This is a genomic window from Streptomyces canus, from assembly GCF_030815415.1.
GTDB lineage: Bacteria > Actinomycetota > Actinomycetes > Streptomycetales > Streptomycetaceae > Streptomyces > Streptomyces canus_F.
In genome coordinates this window covers 2,477,867-2,496,972 of the sequence record NZ_JAUSWW010000001.1, presented here as the reverse complement: position 1 = coordinate 2,496,972, position 19,106 = coordinate 2,477,867, and the positions used below count along the sequence as shown (strand labels likewise).

Below are 19,106 nucleotides of genomic sequence, written 5' to 3'. Positions count from 1 at the left end.
TGGTGAGCTTGTCAGTTGTGCGGAAGCCGTGAAAAGCTCGTGCACTGCCGCGAGTTTCCCCACAACTCCGTTGCCAATAAGGTGAGTTGACCTCGCTTTCGATGCAGGAGTCCGATGCCCGACCTGCCGACCCCCCAGGACGCCGCCGAGGCCGTGCTGTTCACCGAGTGCTGGGACGCCGTGCTCTCCTACGCCGACCTCTGCACGGCCGGTTCCACCGCGGCCACCCAGCTGGCCACGGAGGCGTTCGCCCTCGGCATGCGCGAGGCCCGCACCGACGGCGGCGGCACCGCCAAGGGCGTGGGCCGCCGTGCGCCCCGGTTGCCCGTGATCCCCCTGCTGCTGACGGCCGTACGCACCACCGCCGCCGCCTGGGAGACCGCCGGCCAGGGGCACCGGCTCGATCCCGACCTGCGCCTGTGGCTCAACTCGGACAAGGCCGCACGCTACACCGGCCCCCCGTTGCAGCGCCCGATCGCCCTGCGCGGTCTGCGCGACATGCAGGAACACGACGCGGATCTGCTGTGGCTGGCCGAGGTGGAGGCGCTGCCGCTGTCCGTGGTGGCCCGCAGGCTCGGTCTGGACCCGGCCCATCTGCCGGAGGAACTCGCGCAGGTGCGCGGCCTGTTCCGGGACCGCAGTCACCGCAACCACCTCGACACCCCGATGGCCCCGCAGTGCCGCAGCTACGCCCGCCTCCTCGACGCGGTCACCCGCGCGAGCTCCGCCGACACCCCGGCGGACCTCTCCCGGCACCTCGCCACCTGTGTGCAGTGCGCCGAGGCCGCCGCCTGTCTGCGGCTGCACGGCGGCGGACTGCCCGGGGCGCTCGCGGGCGGAGTGATCGGCTGGGGCGGCCTCGCGTACCTGGAACGCAGACGCCGGGCCGCGGAGGTGCGGCTGGGCGCCGGACGCCCGGAGACGGCCGACGCCGGCCCGCCGAACCCCGGCGCCCACAAGGCGCGTGTCGTGCGCAGCGGACTGCTCGTCACCGCCGTGCTGGTCTCACTGCTGGCCCTCGCCGTCTCGATGATGCCGGCGGGCGGCTCCATGGACGACGGAGCCTCGCTGCCCACCGACCGTCAGCCGGTGGCCGATCCCGGCGCCACCGTGCCCTCGCCTTCCGCGACCTCCGGGCCGGCGGCCTCGCCCACACCGTCCGCGGCCGGCAGCACCTCCGCGAAGAAGAACCCCGGGCCCGAACCCCAGGGCACCACCTCCTCCGCCGCCCGCGACGACGAGAAGCCGAACCCCGCCACGAGCGCGTCGGCCACCTGCGAGGTCCGGTACGAGCTGGTGAACCAGTGGCCCGACGGCTTCCAGGCCACCGTCACCGTCACCACCGACGAGGCCCTCGACGACTGGCGCGTCGCCTGGTCCTTCAAGGACGGTCAGAAGGTCGGCCAGATGTGGGACGCGAGCTTCGCCCAGGACGGCTCCCGTGTCACCGCGAGCGCCGCGGACTACAACAGGTCCGTGCGCGCGGGCGCCGACCTCGCCTTCGGCTTCCTCGCCTCCTGGCAGGGCACGAACTCACCTGCGTACGCCTTCACGTTGAACGGGCACAGCTGCTCGAAGGCCTGACGGCATCCGTCGGACGCAGCAGCATCGGCACCGTGGCCCGGTCGGGGAGGCACCATCTCGGCCCGGACGCCCACGCCGGGCCCGTCCTGCCGGCCGCCGCGTCCGGACCGGCGGCCTCCAGCTCGAACCACACCTCCGTGCCGACGCCGTCCTCGACGCGCCCGCTGCCCCACCGGTCGGCGAGCGCGTCGACCAGCAGCAGGCCGCGCCCGTTCTCGCTGTCCGCGTCGCGACCCTCGCCGTGCGTCCCGGGCAGGCCCGGCCCCTCGTCCGCGACCGTGCAGCGCAGCCGGCCGGCCATGAGGGAGAGGGTGAGCCGATAGCGGCCCCGGGCGTGCACGGCCGCGTTGGTGGCGAGTTCGCTGACCAACAACTCGGCGATCTCCGCCTGGTACTGGAGCCCGTACTCGGCCAGCCACGTCCGGACGGCGGCCCTGGCGAGGCGGACCGAGGACCGTCCTGGCCCCAGGATCGTCGTACAGCCACCGCCCAGGGACAGACAGGGCGGACGGACGTCGGGCATGTCGCTTCCCTTCACCCCAGCGGCTCGACCTCCACCATGCCGTCGGCGCGCACCGCGGGTCGCGGGGGAAACTACGCGCATCCGCAGACCGGTCCCATGCCGGCGTGATGCTTGAGAGGAGCGGTGGTCCGTCATGTCCGGTTCTCTTTCCTGCAGTTCGTGTCGAGCGAGGTCCAAGGGCAGCGAGGTCCAAGGACGTCGTCAGGGGCGCGGGATGCTGCGTGACGCGGTCCAGACGGCGACCTGGCTGCGAGAGGTGAAGCCCAACTTGCTGAGGATCCGCTCCACATGGCCCTCCGCCGTCCGTACCGCGACGACCAGCCGGTCGGCGATCTGCTGGTTGGTGAGGCCCTGCCCGAGGAGCTCGGCGACCTCCGCCTCGCGGCGGGTGAGCGGACTGTCGGGCACCGTGCGGGCGGGTGCGCGATCGAGCTGGCCGCGGTCCGGATGCGCGCGCTGGGTGTGCGGCAGGTGCTCGACCGGCTGGACCGGCGGTACCGGCTGCTCGCCGACACCGAGGACGCCCCGGCCCGGCACCGCACCCTGCGGGCGACCGTCGACTGGAGCCACGACCTGTGCACCCCTCAGGAGCAGGCCGTGTGGGCGTACGCCTCGGTGTTCGCCGGGAGCTTCGACCTGGACGCGGTGGAGGAGGTCTGCGCCGGCGCGGGCCCGGCGCGGGCGTGGGCAACGGCTGCACCTCCAGCACATGCTGCCCGGCCAGCCCCAGCGGATGCCTGCTGGTCGCCAGCACCCGCGCCCGCGGTCCGCGCCAGCAGCGTCCCGACGAACTCCGCGCAGGCCTCGGTCAGGTGCTCGCAGTTGTCCAGTACGAGGAGCAGATCGCGTTCCCCGAGCTGCTCGACGAGCACCTCGACCGGCGAACGCCCCGACACATCACGGATGTTCAGCGCCTCGACCAGGGCGAGCGGCACCAGCGAGGCGTCCCGCACACCGGCCAGCTGGACCAGGTGCACCCCGTCGGCGAACCGCTTCGCCAGCGCGGGCAGGACATGCAGGGCCAGCCTGGTCTTGCCGACGCCGCCCGGCCCGGTCAGGCTCACCAACCGGTGCGCGGCCAGCAGCCGCTTGCTCCGCGACCTCCTGCCGCCTGCCGACGAAGCTCGACGCCCTCGGACTCCGACCGGCCGTTGCTCGCGTCGCGGATGCTTGCAGAATCGGAACCCGCCTCCGAACGTGGTACGCCCCGTGCGCGCCGTGGTCCGCGGTGGGCGGAGGTACGGCGGCCCTACCAAGAACATTAGGAGCGAGACGCAGGTCAGGCGCCTGTAGTGCGACATTGCCAACTGAAGGCGCTTACCTGACGGAACGTGCCCATGTCCTGTCGCGCGGCGAAAAAAACCCGTGGCGTCCGCGAACGCACCTGTCTAAGGTGGGGGACGTTCCGGCGTCGACCGTGTGCGTACGAGGAGGTGTTTGACCGATGGCTGTCACTGCGACGAGCGCTGCCCGCATTCAGTTCATCAAGTCCACCTCCGTGGCCGCCGGCTGACCACCTCACTCCTCGCCGGGGCCACCCTGTGAAGGGTCACCCTTGACTTCCACCTCTGTTTTCACCGCGCTCGCTCCCTACGGCTGGGACGACGCATGGGCGGACGAGTTCGCCCCCTACGACGCCGAAGGACTGCTGGCCGGGCGGGTCGTCCGCGTCGACCGCGGGCAGTGCGACGTCGTCACCGCGGACGGTCTCCTGCGAGCGGACACCGCGTTCGTCACCCCCCACGACCCGCTGCGGGTCGTGTGCACCGGGGACTGGGTCGCCGTCGAGCCCGGCGGCAACCCGCGTTACGTCCGCACGTATCTGCCGCGCCGCACCGCCTTCGTACGCTCCACCTCCTCCAAGCGGTCCGAGGGGCAGATCCTCGCCGCCAACGTCGACCACGCCATCGTCGCCGTCTCCCTCGCCGTCGAGCTCGACCTCGGCCGCATCGAGCGCTTCCTCGCGCTCGCCTGGGAGAGCGGGGCACAGCCCCTGGTCGTGCTCACCAAGGCCGACCTCGTACCGGACGCGGCGACGCTCGCGCATCTCGTCCAGGACGTGGAGACCACGGCGCCGGGCGTACCGGTGCTGACGGTCAGCGCCCTCGACGGCGACGGGCTCGACGTCCTCGTCGCCGTCGTCTCCGGCGGTACGAGCGTGCTGCTCGGCCAGTCCGGAGCGGGCAAGTCGACCCTCGCCAACGCCCTGGTCGGCGAGGACGTCATGGACGTCCGCGCGGCCCGGGACGTCGACGGCAAGGGGCGTCACACGACGACCACCCGCAACCTCCTCGCCCTCCCGGGCGGGGGAGTGCTGATCGACACCCCGGGGCTGCGCGGTGTCGGTCTCTTCGACGCCGAGAGCGGTGTCGGGCAGGTGTTCTCCGAGATCGCGGAACTGGCCGAGCGGTGCCGCTTCCACGACTGCGCCCATGAGGCGGAGCCGGGGTGCGCGGTGCTCGCCGCGATCACCTCCGGCGAGCTGGGTGAGCGGCGCCTGGAGAGTTACCGGAAGCTGATCCGGGAGAACCAGCGGATTGTCGCCAAGACCGATGCGCGGGTCCGTGCGGAGCTTCGGAAGGACTGGAAGCGCCGGGGGGCTGAGGGGAAGGCCGCGATGGAGGCGAAGCGGGGGCGGGTGCGGTAGGGCGCCTACGGGGGTGCCTCGCTTTGTCGTCTCGCGGGTGCGGGTGGGCTGTGGCTTGTCGCGCCCACGCGGCGGAGCCGCATGTCGATACAGCCCCGCGCCCCTGACGGGGCGCCCCGAGCGCCGTGTCCGAATCCCGCCAGCCACACTCCCGTCCAGGTCGCACACTGGACCGTGTGATGGACGAAGACAGCAGGTACGAGGCGGTGCGGAGTCGGGACGGGCGGTTTGACGGAGAGTTCTTCTTCGCCGTCGAGACGACCGGGATCTACTGCCGGCCCAGTTGCCCCGCCGTCACGCCGAAGCGGCGCAATGTGCGGTTCTTCGCGACGGCCGCCGCCGCGCAGGGTTCCGGGTTCCGGGCCTGCCGGCGGTGTCGTCCGGACGCCGTGCCGGGGTCGGCGGAGTGGAACGTACGGGCCGATGTCGTGGGGCGTGCGATGCGGCTGATCGGCGACGGCGTCGTCGACCGGGAGGGCGTCGCGGGTCTGGCGGACCGGCTGGGCTACAGCGCCCGGCAGGTCCAGCGGCAGCTCACCGCGGAACTCGGCGCCGGGCCCGTCGCCCTCGCCCGCGCCCAGCGCTCGCACACCGCACGGGTCCTGCTGCAGACCACGGAACTGCCGGTCACCCAGATCGCGTTCGCCTCCGGGTTCGCCAGCGTGCGGCAGTTCAACGACACGATCCGCACCGTGTACGCGCAGACCCCGAGCCGGCTGCGCGACGCCGCGCCCGCGTCCCGCCGTACGGCCACCCCCGCGGCCGGTGTGCCGCTGCGGCTCGCCTACCGGGGCCCGTACCGGTCCGACGCCGTCTTCGACCTCCTCGCCGACGAGGCCGTCCCCGGCGTCGAGGAGGTGAGCGGACCGGAAGGGAAGCGCACCTACCGGCGCACGCTGCGACTGCCGTACGGCACCGGGATCGTCGCCGTCGAGGAGCGGCCGCGCGGCTGGCTCGACGCCCGGCTCCACCTCACCGACCTGCGGGATCTGACGACCGCGGTACAGCGGTTGCGGCGCCTGTTCGACCTCGACGCCGACCCGTACGCCGTCGACGAGCGGCTCGGCGCCGACCCGCGGCTCGCCCCGCTGGTCGCGGCCCGCCCGGGGCTGCGGTCGCCGGGCGCGGCCGACCCGGAGGAGCTGGCGGTACGGGCGCTGGCCGGCCCGGCACGAACCGCGCGGCTCGTGCAGCGGTACGGCAAGGCGCTCGACGCGCCCTGCGGCAGCCTCACCCACCTCTTCCCCGAACCGGCGGTCCTCGCCGAGGCCGAGCCCGAGGGCCCCCTGGGCGCGCTCACCGCGGCCCTCGCCGACGGCGCCGTCCACCTGGACCCCGGCGCCGACCGCGACGACGCACAGACGGCGCTGCTCGCCCTGCCCGGCATGGACGCCCGTACCGTCGCCGTCGTCCGCACCCGCGCCCTCGGCGACCCCGACGTGGCCCCGCCCGACCTGAACGCCCCCGACACCTGGCGCCCCTGGCGCTCCTACGCCGTACAACACCTGCGCACCGCAGGGGAGCTGGAGACCCGATGACCACGCACTGGACGACCGCGGACAGCCCCGTCGGCCCGCTCCTCCTCACCGCCGACCCGACCGGCGTGCTGACCTCCGTGTCCGTGCCGGACCAGAAGGGCGGCCGCACGGTCCAGGACGGCTGGCTGCACGACCCCGCCCTCTTCCACGAGGCCGTGGAGCAGCTCACGGCGTACTTCGCCGGTGAGCTGAAGGAGTTCCGGCTGGAGCTGCGGGCCGAGGGCACGGAATTCCGCGAGCGGGTCTGGGCCGCCCTGGACGACGTCCCCTACGGCGCCACGACGACCTACGGCGAGATCGCCACCCGTATCGGGGCGCCCAGGGCCGCGGTACGAGCGGTCGGCGGCGCGATCGGCGCCAACCCCCTGCTGATCGTCAGGCCGTGCCACCGGGTGATCGGCGCGGACGGCTCGCTGACGGGGTACGCGGGGGGCCTGGAGCGCAAGACGACCCTGCTGAGCCTGGAGGGTGTCCTCTAGATCCGGGTGATGTGCCGCGCCCCGTCAGGGGCGCGGGGAACTGCGCGACGAGCCCCCACCGGCCCGCGGTGTGACTACGACCCATCCGGCGAATCGAGCCCCCAACTGTGAATCCGCCGAGGATGGATCCGGATGACCTCCTCGCTGAAGTGCGGGCCCAACTCGTGCGGGCCGATCAGGAGTTCCGCCTCGCCGCGGATGTCGATGCCACGGACGGTCCAGGGGCGCAGACTGACGATGTCGTCGACCACGAGCGCGACCTTCGGGTTCTGCTGAAGGTTGCGCCACTTCTTGCTGCGCCCCATCTCGTAGCCGCCGACCAGGATCGTCCCGTCGTCCTGGGGGAAGAACCCGACCGGGTTGGCCTGGGGCTGCCCCTGGGGGGACACCGTGGCGAGCCGCCCCAGCCGCTGCGACTTCAGATACGCGCGTTCGGCCTCGCTGAATTCGGTCATGCAGCCATCCGAACACGCCCGCCCCGGCGGGCACATCGGTTCCTCGGCCTAGGGCCGCGGCCCTACGTCACCCCCACAGCACCGCCCCCAGCCACGCCCCCATGATCAGCAGGCAGGTGAACAGCTCCGCCAGCACGCTGGAGCCGCCCGAGCGCATGACCGTGCGCAGTGCCGCCCTCGCCTCGCCGTGGCGGCCGAGGCGGAGACGTTCGTGCAGGTAGATGCCGGCCATGAAGCCGGGGATCGCGCCCAGCACGGGGACCAGGAAGAAGCCCAGGAACGCGCCGATCCCGGCGTACACGCCCATCCGGGGGGTGGCCCCGCTCGTACGCAGACGCCGGGGCGGCAGCGCCCAGCGCACCACCTGGGAGAGGAACAGCACGACGGTGGCCCCCACCAGCACCCACCAGGCGACCGGCCGCGGATCCTTCAGCGCCCACCACGAGACCGCGGCCCACACGAGCCACGACCCCGGCACTCCGGGCACCAGCACTCCGCACAGGCCGAGCAAGAGGACCAGGCCGACCAGCAGGAGGTCCCACACTCCCATGCGTCCAGGGTGCCGGACGGTGGGAAAAACCGCAGGTCAGGACCACCGCGACGGCAACCAGGTGGTCACCTCACCGAGCCCCGGCAGCCGCTTCACCCGGCGCTCCGCGGTGCTCTGGCCCAGGTCACACGTGTGAGGGGATCGAAGGCCCGGGTACCCCGGTGTCGCCGGGCGGTTCTCCCGTGGGGGGTGGAACCGCCCGGCGGCTCCTTTCGTACGGTCGTTCTATGGATCACCCGCCGTGCGGCGTGCCGCCGATTTTTCCGGATGCCCCGTTTTCATCCGGCCCGAGCGGTGGACAATTAGGGGCATGAGTCAGCAGGGGGGAAGGCCCACCGGTCACGAGGACGACTGGTGGGGACAGCTGTACGACGACACCGAGGACGCGGGCCCGGCCGCCGCGCCCGACTCGCTGGACGACAGGTTCGCCTCGGCGGCGGGGACGGTGAACACGGGCACGGGGGTTCCGGCGCCGAGGGCGGGCGAGGAGGACACCCCGCCGACGCGGTCCCGGGCCCCCTGGGAACCGACGCAGGCGACCACGGGCCCGCCGGGCTTCGCGGCGGGCGGCGCTCCGCCGGGGCCCGGGAGCGGTCCGCCCGCACAGCCCCCCGACATCGCGTCCGCGGAGCCCGCGGACCGTCGTGCCGCCGGGACGGCCCCCGGACCCGGGCCGGGCGGCACCCCGCAGGCGCAGGCGGGTGAGACCCACCCGCCGGCGGAAACACCGGCCGACGCGGCGCCCCCAGCCGCGGAAGCGCCCCCCGAACCACCACCCACCCGCACCCCCACCCGGGTCGACCTCCCCACGCTCCCTCCCGGCCCCCTGGACTTCGTGGGCTCCGGTCCGCCCACCTACGACGCCGAGCCCACCGCCCTCCCGCCCGCGGACCCCGACGACCTGGACGACCTGGTCGCCGACACCGTCCTCGACGGCGCCCACTACGGCTCCTGCACCCTGCGTGCCGCCTCCGTACGGGGCGACTCCGCCCGCTTCCGGGGCGAACCCCGCCGGGACTCCCTCCTCACCGCCCGCTTCGGCACCGGTGACCACGCCCTGGTCCTCGTCGCGATGGCCACCGGCGCCCGCGCGACCCCCGGCGCCCACCGGGCCGCCGCCGAGGCCTGCCACTGGATCGGCAGGGCCGTCGGCCGCAGCCACGCACGCCTCGCCGAGGACCTCCGCGCCGGCCGCCGCGGCGACCTGAAGTCGGGGCTGCACCGCCTCACCGACCGCAGCCTCGGCAAACTCCGCGCCAGCGCCACCGAGCAGGGCATCGACCCGGAGGAGTACTCCGCCACCCTGCGCTGTCTTCTCCTGCCGGCCGACACGGGCTGCCGTACCCGCGTCTTCTTCGGCGTCGGCGAGGGCGGACTGTTCCGTCTCAGGGACGGCGAGTGGCAGGACATCGAGCCGCGCGTCCTGGACGTCACCGGCGAACCGGTGGTCGGGTTCGGCTCGCTGCCCGCCGAGACCCCCGAGGGCGACCGCCTCACCATGGACCTCGGCATCCCCACCCCGCCGAGCCCGTACGAGGCCGCCCCCGAGCCGCCCCGCGAACCCTTCCGCTTCCGCGCCTCGGTAGCCCGCCCGGGTGACACGCTCCTGATGTGCAGCGGCGGCCTCGCGGAGCCCCTGCGCGGCGAACCGGAGCTGTGCGAGTACCTCACGGACCGCTGGTCCGGCCCCACCCCACCAGGCCTCGCCGCGTTCCTCGCGGACACCCAGGTGCGGGTCAAGGGCTACGCGGACGACCGTACGGCCGCCGCCGTGTGGGAGGCGTGACGGCGGGGGTTGTGGATTGATGGACCCATGGCCAAGCAGAACGTCGCCGAACAGTTCGTCGACATCCTCGTCCGCGCCGGTGTGAAGCGCCTCTACGGCGTCGTCGGCGACAGCCTCAACCCGGTCGTCGACGCGGTACGCCGTAACGCCGCCATCGACTGGGTGCACGTCCGGCACGAGGAGACCGCCGCGTTCGCCGCCGGCGCCGAGGCGCAGATCACCGGGAAGCTGACCGCCTGTGCGGGCTCCTGCGGTCCCGGCAACCTGCACCTCATCAACGGCCTGTACGACGCCCACCGCTCCATGGCCCCGGTCCTCGCCCTGGCCTCGCACATCCCCTCCAGCGAGATCGGGCTCGGGTACTTCCAGGAGACCCACCCCGACCAGCTGTTCCGCGAGTGCAGTCACTACAGCGAACTCATCTCCAGCCCGAAGCAGATGCCGAGGCTGCTCCAGACGGCGATCCAGCACGCGGTCGGCCGCTCCGGCGTCAGTGTCGTCTCGCTCCCCGGCGACATCGCCGACGACCCCGCCCCGGACAAGCCGCTGGAGACCGCCCTCGTCACCTCCCGGCCCACCGTCCGCCCCGGCGACACCGAGATCGACCGGCTCGTCGAGATGATCGACGCGGCCGACAAGGTCACCCTGTTCTGCGGCAGCGGCACCGCGGGCGCGCACGCCGAGGTCATGGAGTTCGCGGAGAAGATCAAGTCACCGGTGGGGCATGCGCTGCGGGGCAAGGAGCACATCCAGTACGACAACCCGTACGACGTCGGCATGAGCGGACTGCTCGGCTACGGCGCCGCCTACGAGGCCACCCACGAGTGCGATCTGCTGATCCTGCTCGGCACCGACTTCCCCTACAACGCGTTTCTGCCCGACGACGTCAAGATCGCCCAGGTCGACGTCCGCCCGGAGCACCTGGGCCGCCGCTCCAAGCTCGACCTCGCCGTGTGGGGTGATGTGATGGAGACCCTGCGCTGTCTGACCCCACGGGTGCGGGCCAAGCAGAACCGCAAGTTCCTCGACAAGATGCTCAAGAAACACGCCGACGCGCTGGAAGGCGTCGTCAAGGCGTACACCCGCAAGGTCGACAAGCACGTCCCGATCCACCCCGAGTACGTGGCCTCCGTACTCGACGAACTCGCCGACGACGACGCCGTGTTCACCGTCGACACCGGCATGTGCAATGTCTGGGCCGCCCGCTACATCTCACCCAACGGCCGCCGCCGCGTCATCGGCTCCTTCTCCCACGGCTCGATGGCCAACGCGCTGCCGATGGCGATCGGCGCCCAGTTCACCGACCGCGGGCGGCAGGTCGTCTCGATGTCCGGTGACGGCGGATTCACCATGCTGATGGGCGACTTCCTGACCCTGGTGCAGTACGACCTGCCCGTGAAGGTCATCGTCTTCAACAACTCCTCGCTGAGCATGGTCGAGTTGGAGATGCTGGTCGCGGGCCTGCCCTCCTACGGCACCACCAACAAGAACCCCGACTTCGCCGCGGTGGCCCGCGCCTGCGGTGCCCACGGTGTCCGGGTCGAGAAGCCCGAGCAGCTGGCCGGCGCCCTCAAGGACGCCTTCAGGCACAAGGGACCCGCCCTCGTCGACGTCGTCACCGACCCCAACGCCCTGTCCATCCCGCCGCGGGTCAGCACCGAGATGGTGACCGGGTTCGCCCTGTCCGCCTCGAAGATCGTGCTCGACGGCGGCGTGGGGCGGATGCTGCAGATGGCGCGGTCCAACCTCCGTAACGTGCCGCGGCCCTAACCCTCCGACGCCCACCTGCGGTTGGACCAGTCGTACGAGTACTGCGGCAGCTTCTTGTCGCCCGTCGTGCGGAACGGGCTGCCGTTGTCGGTGATCCGGGCGGTGCCGGTGCGGCCCTGGGAGGACCAGTCCAGTTCCAGGTACCAGCTGCAGTCGCAGGTCACCGTCCGCGCGGTGACCAGCAGGATCTCCGGATCCTCGGCCGAGACGCGGTAGGGCATCCGGATCGCGGGGATCTCGTTCTCGCCGTCGGAACCGGCTTCCGAGCGGGCGATCGGGCGGTCCGCGTCGAGGTCGACGGAGAACTGACGCGGGGTGAGGGCGCCGCCGCAGCCGTTGTCCATGGCATAGGAGTTGCCCTCGGCCGGGGCCGCGCGCCCGACCACCCGGACCCGGAGCGCCTCGAGCACCACGGCCGTGGAGCTGCGCCCCTGCACGGAGATCTGCACCATGGTCTCGCCGCCGTGCAGCGCGCCCAGGGTCGACGCCCACACCGGGGCGTCCTGCGCGGTCGGGGGCGGCGGGACCTTGGTCGCCGGCTTGTCGATGACGTAGTGATGACCGCAGCCCGCGTTCCAGACATGGGAGTTGACGGTCCAGGTGAGCGGCACGGCGGCGCCCGGGGCGGCACCGCCGGTGGGACTGCCGGGGCCCTTGCCGGACGGGGCGGGGGTCGGGCGGCCGGTGCCGGCGGAGGAGGACGGGGAGGCCCGGTCCGGGGACGGCGAGGGGCTCGCCGACTTCTTCGACGCGGTGGGGCCCGGTGACCTGGGAGCGGCCGACGTCGTGACGGCGGGGTCGGAGGGGCGTACGGCGTCGGCGGGCGAGGAACGGTCGTTCGACAGGGCGGACAGGCCGGCGAGGGTGGCGGCGGACGCTACGGCGACCGCCGTCGTCACCAGGATCCGCCGGCGGCGGTACCAGGGGGGTGGGTCGGGAGGGGCGTTCAGGTTCGTGACCGTCTCGGCCTCCGGCTGGGTTTCCGGCACCGACTCGGGCTCGGGATCAGGGGTGGGCTCAGGGACAGGAGCGGGCCCGGGCTCCGCCACCGGTGTCCGCGGCCGCTGCCGTGCCGCCACCGCCGGTAACCACAGCCGGTGCAGCTCCAGCCGCTCCTCCGGCGTCGCCCCGCACAACGCGGCGAAGCGCTCCACGGGGGCGAAGTCGAGGGGGACCGCGTCACCCGCGCAGTAGCGGTGCAGCGTCGAGGTGTTCATGTGCAGACGCCGGGCCAGCTGGCCGTAGCTGCGGTCCGTACGTTCCTTCAGCCGCGTGAGCAGCGCCGCGAATTCCGCGACCTCGTTCACGCCGTCCCGCTCTGACAACGTTCCCCCTGCGTCTCCCGGACCGGTGACCCCATCCCAGGCACCTCATATACCTGCACGTCAGACGGGCTGGGATGGTTCCACCGTGGTGGATCGGGCGCCGGCTGTTGCGCAGGCCGCCTGTGACGGCTGATGCTCTTGGTGTCGCACCGACCGGGCCGGACCGACCATCCGCCGTCGGCGGCATTCCACATCCAAGCACTCACTCGTACACGGGGGACCACCCATGCCCAAGCGCACCCGAGCCGGCGCCCTGTTCGCCGTCGCTGTCACGGGCCTCGCCCTCGGCGCGACGCTCGCCGCACCGGCGGACGCCGCACCGCAGACCACGCCGAAATTCCTGTCGGCGGCCGAACTGCCGCCGCACCCCTCGTCCTCCTGGAAGGCGGGCAAGGTCACCGACGGCGTCCCGGACGAACTCCTGAGCTGTCTGAAGGAGACGATGCCCGGCTACGACTCCAGGTACCGCTCGTTCACCACCGAACTGGAGACCAACGCCCAGCAGCTCACGATCGTCGTCGGCACCACCGCCAAGGCCAAGGCACTCGCCGACCGCCTGAACAAGGACATGCGCGACTGCGCCACGCGCATCGAGCAGGCCGAACCGGAGATCGACGCCACGTACAAGAACTACGGCGCGCTGCCGGTGGAGGAGGGCGCCCGCGTCCACGGTCTGCACACCTCCGCCTCCTGGGGCGCCTCCGACATCCACCTGCTGTCGGTGGGCCGGGACGGGCGGACCGTCACCGTCGTGCAGTGGGGGCAGATGGGCGACTTCGACAGCGCACCGGTGAAGGCGTTCAAGAAGACGACCACCACCGCGGTCAACAAGCTCTACTGAGCCCGGCCCTCATGTGAGACCAACCGAAGAAGCGGAGCCGCCCTCCTGCGACGGGGGTACGGGAGGGCGGCTCCCGCTGCGTGAAATCCGGTACGGAAGCGGTGAATTCAGGCCAGATTCAACGGGGGCAGAAGCTCGCCCCGTTCCGGCGTCCAGGATCAGCCGTCCCACCTCTGCCCCGGGTACGACCGGATCGGCAGACCGGCGTAGACGGTGCGGTCGATGCCGGTGGTCAGCGTGTCGCCCCGGGCGTAGGCCCGAAGCCGTCCCGGAGTGCCGGGCGGGTCGCACACGGCGGGGGCGGATGCACCGGCGAGCCTCCGCTCCCGGACACCGGACGGTTCCGCCGGTGTACGCCGTCGAAGGCGCCGCCGGGGACGCCGCGCGGGGGAGAGGCCAGGTCGGCGGGTGCCGTGGCGGCAGTCCGGGCCACCAACCCGGAACCCGCGGATCGACCAGGGGTTTCCGCACGCGCCGGCGCCGGCCGGTCGGGAAGCCGTACGAGCAGCACATGCCACCCGCCGAAACCGGCGGCACGCGCCCCCGCGCCGACCGTCCCGCACGAGCTGCCCCAGAGCGCACCCCGGCCCCAGCCGTACCGGGCTCCGCCCGCCCCCGCCCCGGGCTCCGAAGCGCCCGGGCACGCGCGGTCCGCCCTCGCTCCGGTGAGCCTCAACCATGGCCGAACACCTGGTCGTTGATGATTCGACATGACTGGCGCGTGCCCGACGGGGCATGGATCCCGTGAACGTGTTCGAGCAGGAGGGGAACCGACATCGGCACGCGGGCGGGGGTCATGAAGAGGCAGGCGCGAGGAGGCGGTCCCATGGCGATCGGGGCCTTCTCGGCACAGACAGTGCAGGACGTGACCGCGGGCGCCGGGGGTCAGGCGCAGGCGTCTCAGCTCAGGCGCAGACTCGGGAAGACGGACCTGCGGGCGGTGCCCGAAGTCCGCAGAGCGCTCCGGGAGTTGTTACGGCAGTGGGGGAGGCCGGGGCGATCGGAGATAGCGGAACTGCTCACCAGTGAGCTCGTGACCAACGCGCTCATCCACACCGATCACGACGCGGTTGTGACGGCCACCGTCGCACCCGGTGGACTCAGGGTCGAGGTACGGGACTTCGTGGCCCGCCGGCCCAGCCTGCGCGTACCGAACGCCGACAACGGTACGCACGGCCGGGGCCTGGTCCTCGTCCAGTCCCTCGCGGACGCGTGGGGCGTGCGGGCGCACGGGGTGGGCAAGGCGGTGTGGTTCGAACTCGACGCCGGGACCGCGTGACGCCGGTTCCCATGACGAACGGGAGGGGGGTACGGCCGTGAGGCCGTACCCCCCTCCCGTGATGCCCGAAGGACTAGCCGAACTGCTGCTCGAGGTCCTTGAGCTTGCGCTCCAGGGAGTCGAGTCGCGGCAGGGCCATGGTGTCGTCCTCGGCGGTGAGGTCGACGGTGATGGGGTCAGTACCCTTGCGGACGGGCTGCAGGGACGGCCGTGAGCGTACGGGCAGTTGCTCCGGCGTCGATATGGCAGGCTCCGCGGAGACCACGTCGGAGCCCCGCTCCAGGGCCTGGGCCTCGCCCGGCCGGCCGCCACCGCGGCCGATGAATCCGCGGTGACCGCGGCTGATGGCCTTGAGCTGGGCGCGCTCCATGCGCTCCTTGTCGCGGCGGCGCAGTCGGGCGGTCTCCTTCTGGCGCTTGTCCTCGCGGACCTCGTCGACCGCCTCGTCCAGGCTGCGCACGTTCTCCAGCAGCATCAGCGACCAGGCCCTGTAGGTCTCGCGAGGCGCCCGCAGCCAGCGGACGATGCGGATCTGGGGCAGCGGACGCGGCACCAGACCCTGCTCGCGCAGGGCGGCCCGGCGGGTCTGCTTCAGCGCGCGGTCGAAGAGGACGGCCGCCGAGAGGGACATGCCGGCGAAGAAGTGCGGGGCACCCGCGTGGCTGAGGCCCCGGGGCGCGTGCACCCAGTTGAACCAGGCCGCGGCACCCGCGAACGTCCACACGAGTATCCGGGAGCCGAGGGCCGCGTCACCGTGGCTGGCCTCGCGCACCGCGAGGACGGAGCAGAACATCGCCGCGCCGTCCAGGCCGAACGGCACCAGGTACTGCCAGCCGTTGTTCAGGCCCAGGTTCTGCTCACCGAAGCCGACCAGGCCCTTGAAGGAGAGCGCGGCCGCGACGGCGGCGCAGCAGAAGAGGAGTACATAGGAGGCCGTTCCGTATATGGCTTCCTTGCGCCTGCGGCGCTCCTCGCTGCGCTCCCAGGAGTCCTCGGTCTTCACGTGCTCCCCGGCGGACCGCTTGCCGCGCGCCAGCACCGCTACCGCTGCCAGCATGCCCAGGAGCAGTACGGCGCCCGGAAGCAACCAGTTCAGCGATATGTCGGTCAGTCTCATCTGGGGTCCCTTGCATTGGGATAGGGCGTGTAACGCCCGCCATAGTGGCCCAATCCCACTGGCCCTCAGGGGGTTTCGGGGCAAGAGGCCGCCAAGGAGGTGCAAGGGAATGCCCAGGGCGGCGTTCTGCTCGAACTGCCGCGTGAGGGGCGGGAGTTGAGTTCGAATAAGACTACCCGTACGGGTGGTTCCACGGAAAGTTCCTGCGCCAGGTGAGGAAATTGTGAATCGCCTGTAACCGAGTGGCAGCCCTGTTCGCGGATGATCTTAACGGACGTCCGCTCGCCCTTGCGCCCGAGGGGGCCTCAACTGGCGGCTTCGGCCAGGAGCTTGACGACACGGTCGGCATCGCAGGTGCGCGGGCAGGTGGCGCAGGTGTCCTCGGGCTCCAGCGTGTAGTACATGCAGCAGCTGGCCCGGTCCCGGGTGGGCAGCGTCTCGCCGTGCGGCCCCGTCAGCTGCCGGAAGGCCGCCGCGCCGACGTACGGCTTCGTCGAGCCCGGCAGCAGCAGCTCCAGCTCCCGCTGGGCCCGCGCCTGCTCGCTCTCGCCGAACAGCTGTGCGACGTACCAGAGCCCCTCGACGATCTCGTCCGTCACCATGCCCCACAGCGCCCGCCCGCGCCGCCGCATCCGCGGCCCGAACCCGCCGAGCACGGGCTCCAGGTGCTCGGCTATCGCGTCCCGCACCTCGGCACGCAGGGCCTCCTCGTCGGGGACGACGCGGGCACCCGGCAGTGCGGCGGCGGGATCGCCGGGCAGGCAGGCGAAGGTGCCGGTCCGCACGGCGAAGGCCATCGGCCCCTCGGTCCGGTCGTACGAGACATGCGTCACGGGGAAGCGCGGCACTCGCCGCTGGAGAAACCACGGTGCGGTGATCAGCAGACAGGCGGGCCAGGCGTACCGGTGCAGCCCGAAGCTCGCTATGACGTCCGGGCGTCCACTGCGCCCGTGGTCCCGCAGCACCTGTGCGTCGTCCCACGCCAGAAAGGCGTCGAGACCGGCCCCGCCCTCCGCGAGCGAGGCGGCGGTGACCCAGCCGCCGTCCCGAGGGGCCTGGTCCGCACGGTCCAGCTCCGCGACGGTGAATCCCGGGAAAGCCTCGGTCAGACGGTTGTAGGCGTCAGTGAGGGCCGAGGTGCGCACGGTCATGCGGGGTCCACCGATCCCAGACAGTTGTACGACTGTTTGAAGGCAAGCCTAACCTTACCCAAGATCGCCGGGATGTGAACCAGGGGCTTCTGCGCCTATGGTGCTTGACGGACGAGTAACAACCCGCCGTAATGACCCCAAGTACCGACACGTCCCGAGGAGGACCCGTGAAGCCGAGCGCGCAGGGCTCCACCGGGGTTCCACCGGCGGTGCGGGTACCGCAGCAGCTCGCGGCGGCACGGGGTGAGCACACGCACGGCGAGCGGCCCGTACCTCCCATCGGCGTGGCGCGACCGCGCCCCGAAGGCTGTGTGCCCGAGCCCCGCACCGAGCGCACGCGTACCGACGACGCCGTCGCCCCGCAGGTCCGTGCCGACCGGCCCCCGGCCGAGCCGCCCGTCCGTCCCGTCGTGCAGCGGGCCTCCGTGCGCGGGCAGATCCTCGACGCCCTGCGGACCGCGCTGGTCTCCGGTGAGCTGAGGCCCGGTGAGGTCTACTCGGCGCCCGTTCTCGGTGACCGCTTCGGGGTGTCCGCGACGCCGGTCCGTGAGGCCATGCAGCAGCTCGCGCTGGAGGGTGCCGTCGAGGTCGTGCCCAACCGCGGGTTCCGGGTCGTGGAGCGGGGGGCGCGGGAGCTGGGTGAACTGGCCGAGGTGCGGGCGCTGATCGAGGTGCCGGTGATGCTGCGGCTGGCGCGGACCGTGGCGGTCGAGCGGTGGGCCGAGTTGCGGCCGCTCGCCGAGGCGACGGTGCGGGCCGCGTCGACCGGCAGCCGGGCGGCGTACGCCGAGTCCGACCGCGCCTTTCATCGTGCGGTCCTCGCCCTCGCCGGCAACGACCAGCTCGTCCAGATCGCCGACGACCTCCACCGTCGCGCCCAGTGGCCCCTCGTCGGCGCCCCCGCCTCCCGCGGCCGCGCGGAACTCGTGGCGGACGCGGCGGAACACACCGCGCTGCTGGACGCGTTGATCGCCGGGGATGTGGATGTGGTGCGAGCGCTGGTGGGCGAACACTTCATGGGCGCGCGCTGAAGCGGTTCTCGCCCCCGCCGTCCCTACCCGTCCCGTCCCTGGGGGCTGCGCCCCCAGACCCCCGCTGTCGGCCCTGAAGGGGCCTCGTCCTCAATCGCCGGACGGGCTGGGTTTCTCAGCCTCTCCGGCGTTTGAGGAGCGGGGGTCCAGGGGGCGGAGCCCCCTGGGAGCGGGGTCGAAGGGGCAGCATGCCCCTGGGGATGGGACGGGTAGGGGCGGCGGGGGCGAGGAAACTCTCAGGCCGTGGCCGCCGGTGGGGGTGCCAACTGCTGGGACAGCCACGTCGGTACGCCGCCCAGCAGACGGAACAGTCGCCGAGCCTCCTCCCGCAACCGGGAGGCCTCCGGCTCGACTTCCGCGTCCGCCAGGGAGGCCAGCGCCGGGGCGGTCCCGACCAGGTACCCCAACTCCTCACGAATCCGCAGGGATTCGGCGAAGCCATGCCGCGCCTCGGCCAACTCGCCGTCCCGCAGGGCGAGTCCGGCGAGATGACGCCACGTGAAGGACAGCAGCAGCGGATCGGCATGGGCCACCGCCCCCGCATGCGCCCGCCGATACGCGGCCCGCGCCGACTGCGGCGAACGCGCGAGGTTCTCCGCCAGCAACCCGCGCCGGAAGTCCAGCAACGCCCGCCCCACCGCCCCCGGAGGGATCAACGCAGCCGCCCGCCCCAGCGCCGCCCGCGCCTCGTCGGCCCGGTCCCGCACCCCGTGCAGCGTGGCGGCGTACGCAAGGTGCCCGCGTTCACAAGCGGCCGCACCACGCTCCTCGTCGGTGTGCGCCAGCGCCTCCGCGGTCCGCAGCGCGTCCTCGGCCTCCTGCCATCCCTGTTCGGTGTAGAGACAGCGCTCGACCAGCAAGGACGCCCGTTGCAGCGCCAACCCCGCCTCCACCGGCTGGAGCAGCGCGGCCGCGTCGACCCAGCAGGCGCGTGAGCGCAGCCGCCATACCGCGGTCTGGAGTGGATCGTCAGGGGTCGTTCCGTTACCAGACATGGCGGTATACGCCACCTCGCCCTCCCCGGCACACC

The 19,106-nt window shown here is 72.5% G+C and carries 19 protein-coding genes; 9 read left to right on the top strand and 10 right to left on the bottom strand.

Features of this window, described 5'->3' with window-relative positions; genetic code table 11:
- Positions 1-114: 114 nt before the first annotated feature.
- Positions 115-1,584, top strand: a complete 1,470-nt coding sequence (locus QF037_RS11655; protein WP_307024307.1) for a cellulose binding domain-containing protein — start codon at positions 115-117, stop codon at positions 1,582-1,584.
- On the opposite strand, the gene QF037_RS11650 is transcribed toward QF037_RS11655, so the two are convergent.
- From QF037_RS11650 to QF037_RS11635, 3 genes are all read right to left on the bottom strand, one after another.
- Positions 1,550-2,107, bottom strand: coding sequence for an ATP-binding protein (locus QF037_RS11650; RefSeq protein WP_307024305.1), 558 nt, complete (start codon positions 2,105-2,107; stop codon positions 1,550-1,552). The genes QF037_RS11655 and QF037_RS11650 overlap by 35 nt on opposite strands.
- A gap of 201 nt (positions 2,108-2,308) precedes the next feature.
- Positions 2,309-2,677, bottom strand: a complete 369-nt coding sequence (locus tag QF037_RS50935) for a response regulator transcription factor (protein WP_373463698.1) — start codon at positions 2,675-2,677, stop codon at positions 2,309-2,311.
- 14 nt (positions 2,678-2,691) lie between these two features.
- Entirely contained in the window at positions 2,692-3,171 is a 480-nt protein-coding gene (locus tag QF037_RS11635) for a hypothetical protein (protein WP_307024303.1), read from the bottom strand.
- A 491-nt stretch (positions 3,172-3,662) separates the two neighbouring features.
- Here QF037_RS11635 and rsgA point away from each other — a divergent pair, with 491 nt between their 5' ends.
- The 3 genes from rsgA (at position 3,663) to QF037_RS11620 (ending at position 6,771) form a co-directional block, all read left to right on the top strand.
- Complete coding sequence (rsgA, locus tag QF037_RS11630; protein ID WP_307024301.1) at positions 3,663-4,754, top strand: ribosome small subunit-dependent GTPase A; 1,092 nt, start codon at positions 3,663-3,665, stop codon at positions 4,752-4,754.
- A 179-nt stretch (positions 4,755-4,933) separates the two neighbouring features.
- A complete protein-coding gene (locus QF037_RS11625) occupies positions 4,934-6,292 on the top strand; it encodes a DNA-3-methyladenine glycosylase 2 family protein (protein ID WP_307037124.1) in 1,359 nt (452 codons plus the stop codon).
- On the top strand, positions 6,289-6,771 hold the full coding sequence (locus QF037_RS11620; protein ID WP_307024299.1) for a methylated-DNA--[protein]-cysteine S-methyltransferase: 483 nt from the start codon (positions 6,289-6,291) through the stop codon (positions 6,769-6,771). Before QF037_RS11625 ends, QF037_RS11620 begins: the two co-directional genes overlap by 4 nt.
- 74 nt (positions 6,772-6,845) lie before the next feature.
- Here QF037_RS11620 and QF037_RS11615 read toward each other — a convergent pair whose 3' ends face one another.
- Positions 6,846-7,226: a PPOX class F420-dependent oxidoreductase gene (locus QF037_RS11615; protein ID WP_307024297.1), complete on the bottom strand. Its 381-nt coding sequence runs from the start codon at positions 7,224-7,226 to the stop codon at positions 6,846-6,848.
- Between the two features lie 67 nt (positions 7,227-7,293).
- Positions 7,294-7,776: a DUF456 domain-containing protein gene (locus QF037_RS11610; protein WP_307024295.1), complete on the bottom strand. Its 483-nt coding sequence runs from the start codon at positions 7,774-7,776 to the stop codon at positions 7,294-7,296.
- A gap of 310 nt (positions 7,777-8,086) precedes the next feature.
- On the opposite strand from QF037_RS11610, the gene QF037_RS11605 reads away from it, so the two are divergent.
- Both QF037_RS11605 and QF037_RS11600 read left to right on the top strand, forming a co-directional pair.
- Complete coding sequence (locus tag QF037_RS11605; RefSeq protein WP_307024293.1) at positions 8,087-9,562, top strand: protein phosphatase 2C domain-containing protein; 1,476 nt, start codon at positions 8,087-8,089, stop codon at positions 9,560-9,562.
- 27 nt (positions 9,563-9,589) lie between these two features.
- Positions 9,590-11,332, top strand: a complete 1,743-nt coding sequence (locus tag QF037_RS11600) for a pyruvate dehydrogenase (RefSeq protein ID WP_307024291.1) — start codon at positions 9,590-9,592, stop codon at positions 11,330-11,332.
- Here the strand turns inward: QF037_RS11600 and QF037_RS11595 are convergent.
- On the bottom strand, positions 11,329-12,657 hold the full coding sequence (locus QF037_RS11595) for a helix-turn-helix domain-containing protein (RefSeq protein WP_307024289.1): 1,329 nt from the start codon (positions 12,655-12,657) through the stop codon (positions 11,329-11,331). The two genes, QF037_RS11600 and QF037_RS11595, sit on opposite strands and share 4 nt — an antisense overlap.
- 226 nt (positions 12,658-12,883) lie before the next feature.
- On the opposite strand from QF037_RS11595, the gene QF037_RS11590 reads away from it, so the two are divergent.
- Positions 12,884-13,498 (top strand): hypothetical protein, encoded by a 615-nt coding sequence (locus QF037_RS11590; protein WP_307024287.1) that lies wholly within the window; start codon positions 12,884-12,886, stop codon positions 13,496-13,498.
- 158 nt (positions 13,499-13,656) lie between these two features.
- Here the strand turns inward: QF037_RS11590 and QF037_RS11585 are convergent, their stop codons facing one another.
- Positions 13,657-13,791, bottom strand: a complete 135-nt coding sequence (locus tag QF037_RS11585; RefSeq protein WP_307024285.1) for a hypothetical protein — start codon at positions 13,789-13,791, stop codon at positions 13,657-13,659.
- Positions 13,792-14,324: 533 nt separating this feature from the next.
- Between QF037_RS11585 and QF037_RS11580 the strand changes: the two genes are divergently transcribed.
- A complete protein-coding gene (locus tag QF037_RS11580; protein WP_307024282.1) occupies positions 14,325-14,777 on the top strand; it encodes an ATP-binding protein in 453 nt (150 codons plus the stop codon).
- Positions 14,778-14,850: 73 nt separating this feature from the next.
- Here the strand turns inward: QF037_RS11580 and QF037_RS11575 are convergent, their stop codons facing one another.
- Entirely contained in the window at positions 14,851-15,894 is a 1,044-nt protein-coding gene (locus tag QF037_RS11575) for a DUF2637 domain-containing protein (protein ID WP_307024280.1), read from the bottom strand.
- A 305-nt stretch (positions 15,895-16,199) separates the two neighbouring features.
- Positions 16,200-17,045, bottom strand: coding sequence for a (2Fe-2S)-binding protein (locus tag QF037_RS11570; protein ID WP_307024278.1), 846 nt, complete (start codon positions 17,043-17,045; stop codon positions 16,200-16,202).
- Positions 17,046-17,212: 167 nt separating this feature from the next.
- Between QF037_RS11570 and QF037_RS11565 the strand changes: the two genes are divergently transcribed.
- Entirely contained in the window at positions 17,213-18,076 is an 864-nt protein-coding gene (locus tag QF037_RS11565) for a GntR family transcriptional regulator (protein ID WP_307024276.1), read from the top strand.
- 236 nt (positions 18,077-18,312) lie between these two features.
- Here QF037_RS11565 and QF037_RS11560 read toward each other — a convergent pair whose 3' ends face one another.
- Positions 18,313-19,086, bottom strand: coding sequence for a hypothetical protein (locus QF037_RS11560; protein WP_307024275.1), 774 nt, complete (start codon positions 19,084-19,086; stop codon positions 18,313-18,315).
- Positions 19,087-19,106 lie beyond the last annotated feature (20 nt).

What these genes read in the sequence shown, in the direction of transcription:
- QF037_RS11655 (WP_307024307.1), top strand. Translation starts at nt 115, where the DNA reads ATGCCCGACCTGCCGACCCCCCAGGACGCCGCCGAGGCCGTGCTGTTC.
- QF037_RS11650 (WP_307024305.1), bottom strand. Translation starts at nt 2,107, where the DNA reads ATGCCCGACGTCCGTCCGCCCTGTCTGTCCCTGGGCGGTGGCTGTACG.
- QF037_RS11625 (WP_307037124.1), top strand. Translation starts at nt 4,934, where the DNA reads ATGGACGAAGACAGCAGGTACGAGGCGGTGCGGAGTCGGGACGGGCGG.
- QF037_RS11620 (WP_307024299.1), top strand. Translation starts at nt 6,289, where the DNA reads ATGACCACGCACTGGACGACCGCGGACAGCCCCGTCGGCCCGCTCCTC.
- QF037_RS11615 (WP_307024297.1), bottom strand. Translation starts at nt 7,226, where the DNA reads ATGACCGAATTCAGCGAGGCCGAACGCGCGTATCTGAAGTCGCAGCGG.
- QF037_RS11610 (WP_307024295.1), bottom strand. Translation starts at nt 7,776, where the DNA reads ATGGGAGTGTGGGACCTCCTGCTGGTCGGCCTGGTCCTCTTGCTCGGC.
- QF037_RS11605 (WP_307024293.1), top strand. Translation starts at nt 8,087, where the DNA reads ATGAGTCAGCAGGGGGGAAGGCCCACCGGTCACGAGGACGACTGGTGG.
- QF037_RS11600 (WP_307024291.1), top strand. Translation starts at nt 9,590, where the DNA reads ATGGCCAAGCAGAACGTCGCCGAACAGTTCGTCGACATCCTCGTCCGC.
- QF037_RS11590 (WP_307024287.1), top strand. Translation starts at nt 12,884, where the DNA reads ATGCCCAAGCGCACCCGAGCCGGCGCCCTGTTCGCCGTCGCTGTCACG.
- QF037_RS11580 (WP_307024282.1), top strand. Translation starts at nt 14,325, where the DNA reads ATGGCGATCGGGGCCTTCTCGGCACAGACAGTGCAGGACGTGACCGCG.
- QF037_RS11575 (WP_307024280.1), bottom strand. Translation starts at nt 15,894, where the DNA reads ATGAGACTGACCGACATATCGCTGAACTGGTTGCTTCCGGGCGCCGTA.
- QF037_RS11570 (WP_307024278.1), bottom strand. Translation starts at nt 17,045, where the DNA reads ATGACCGTGCGCACCTCGGCCCTCACTGACGCCTACAACCGTCTGACC.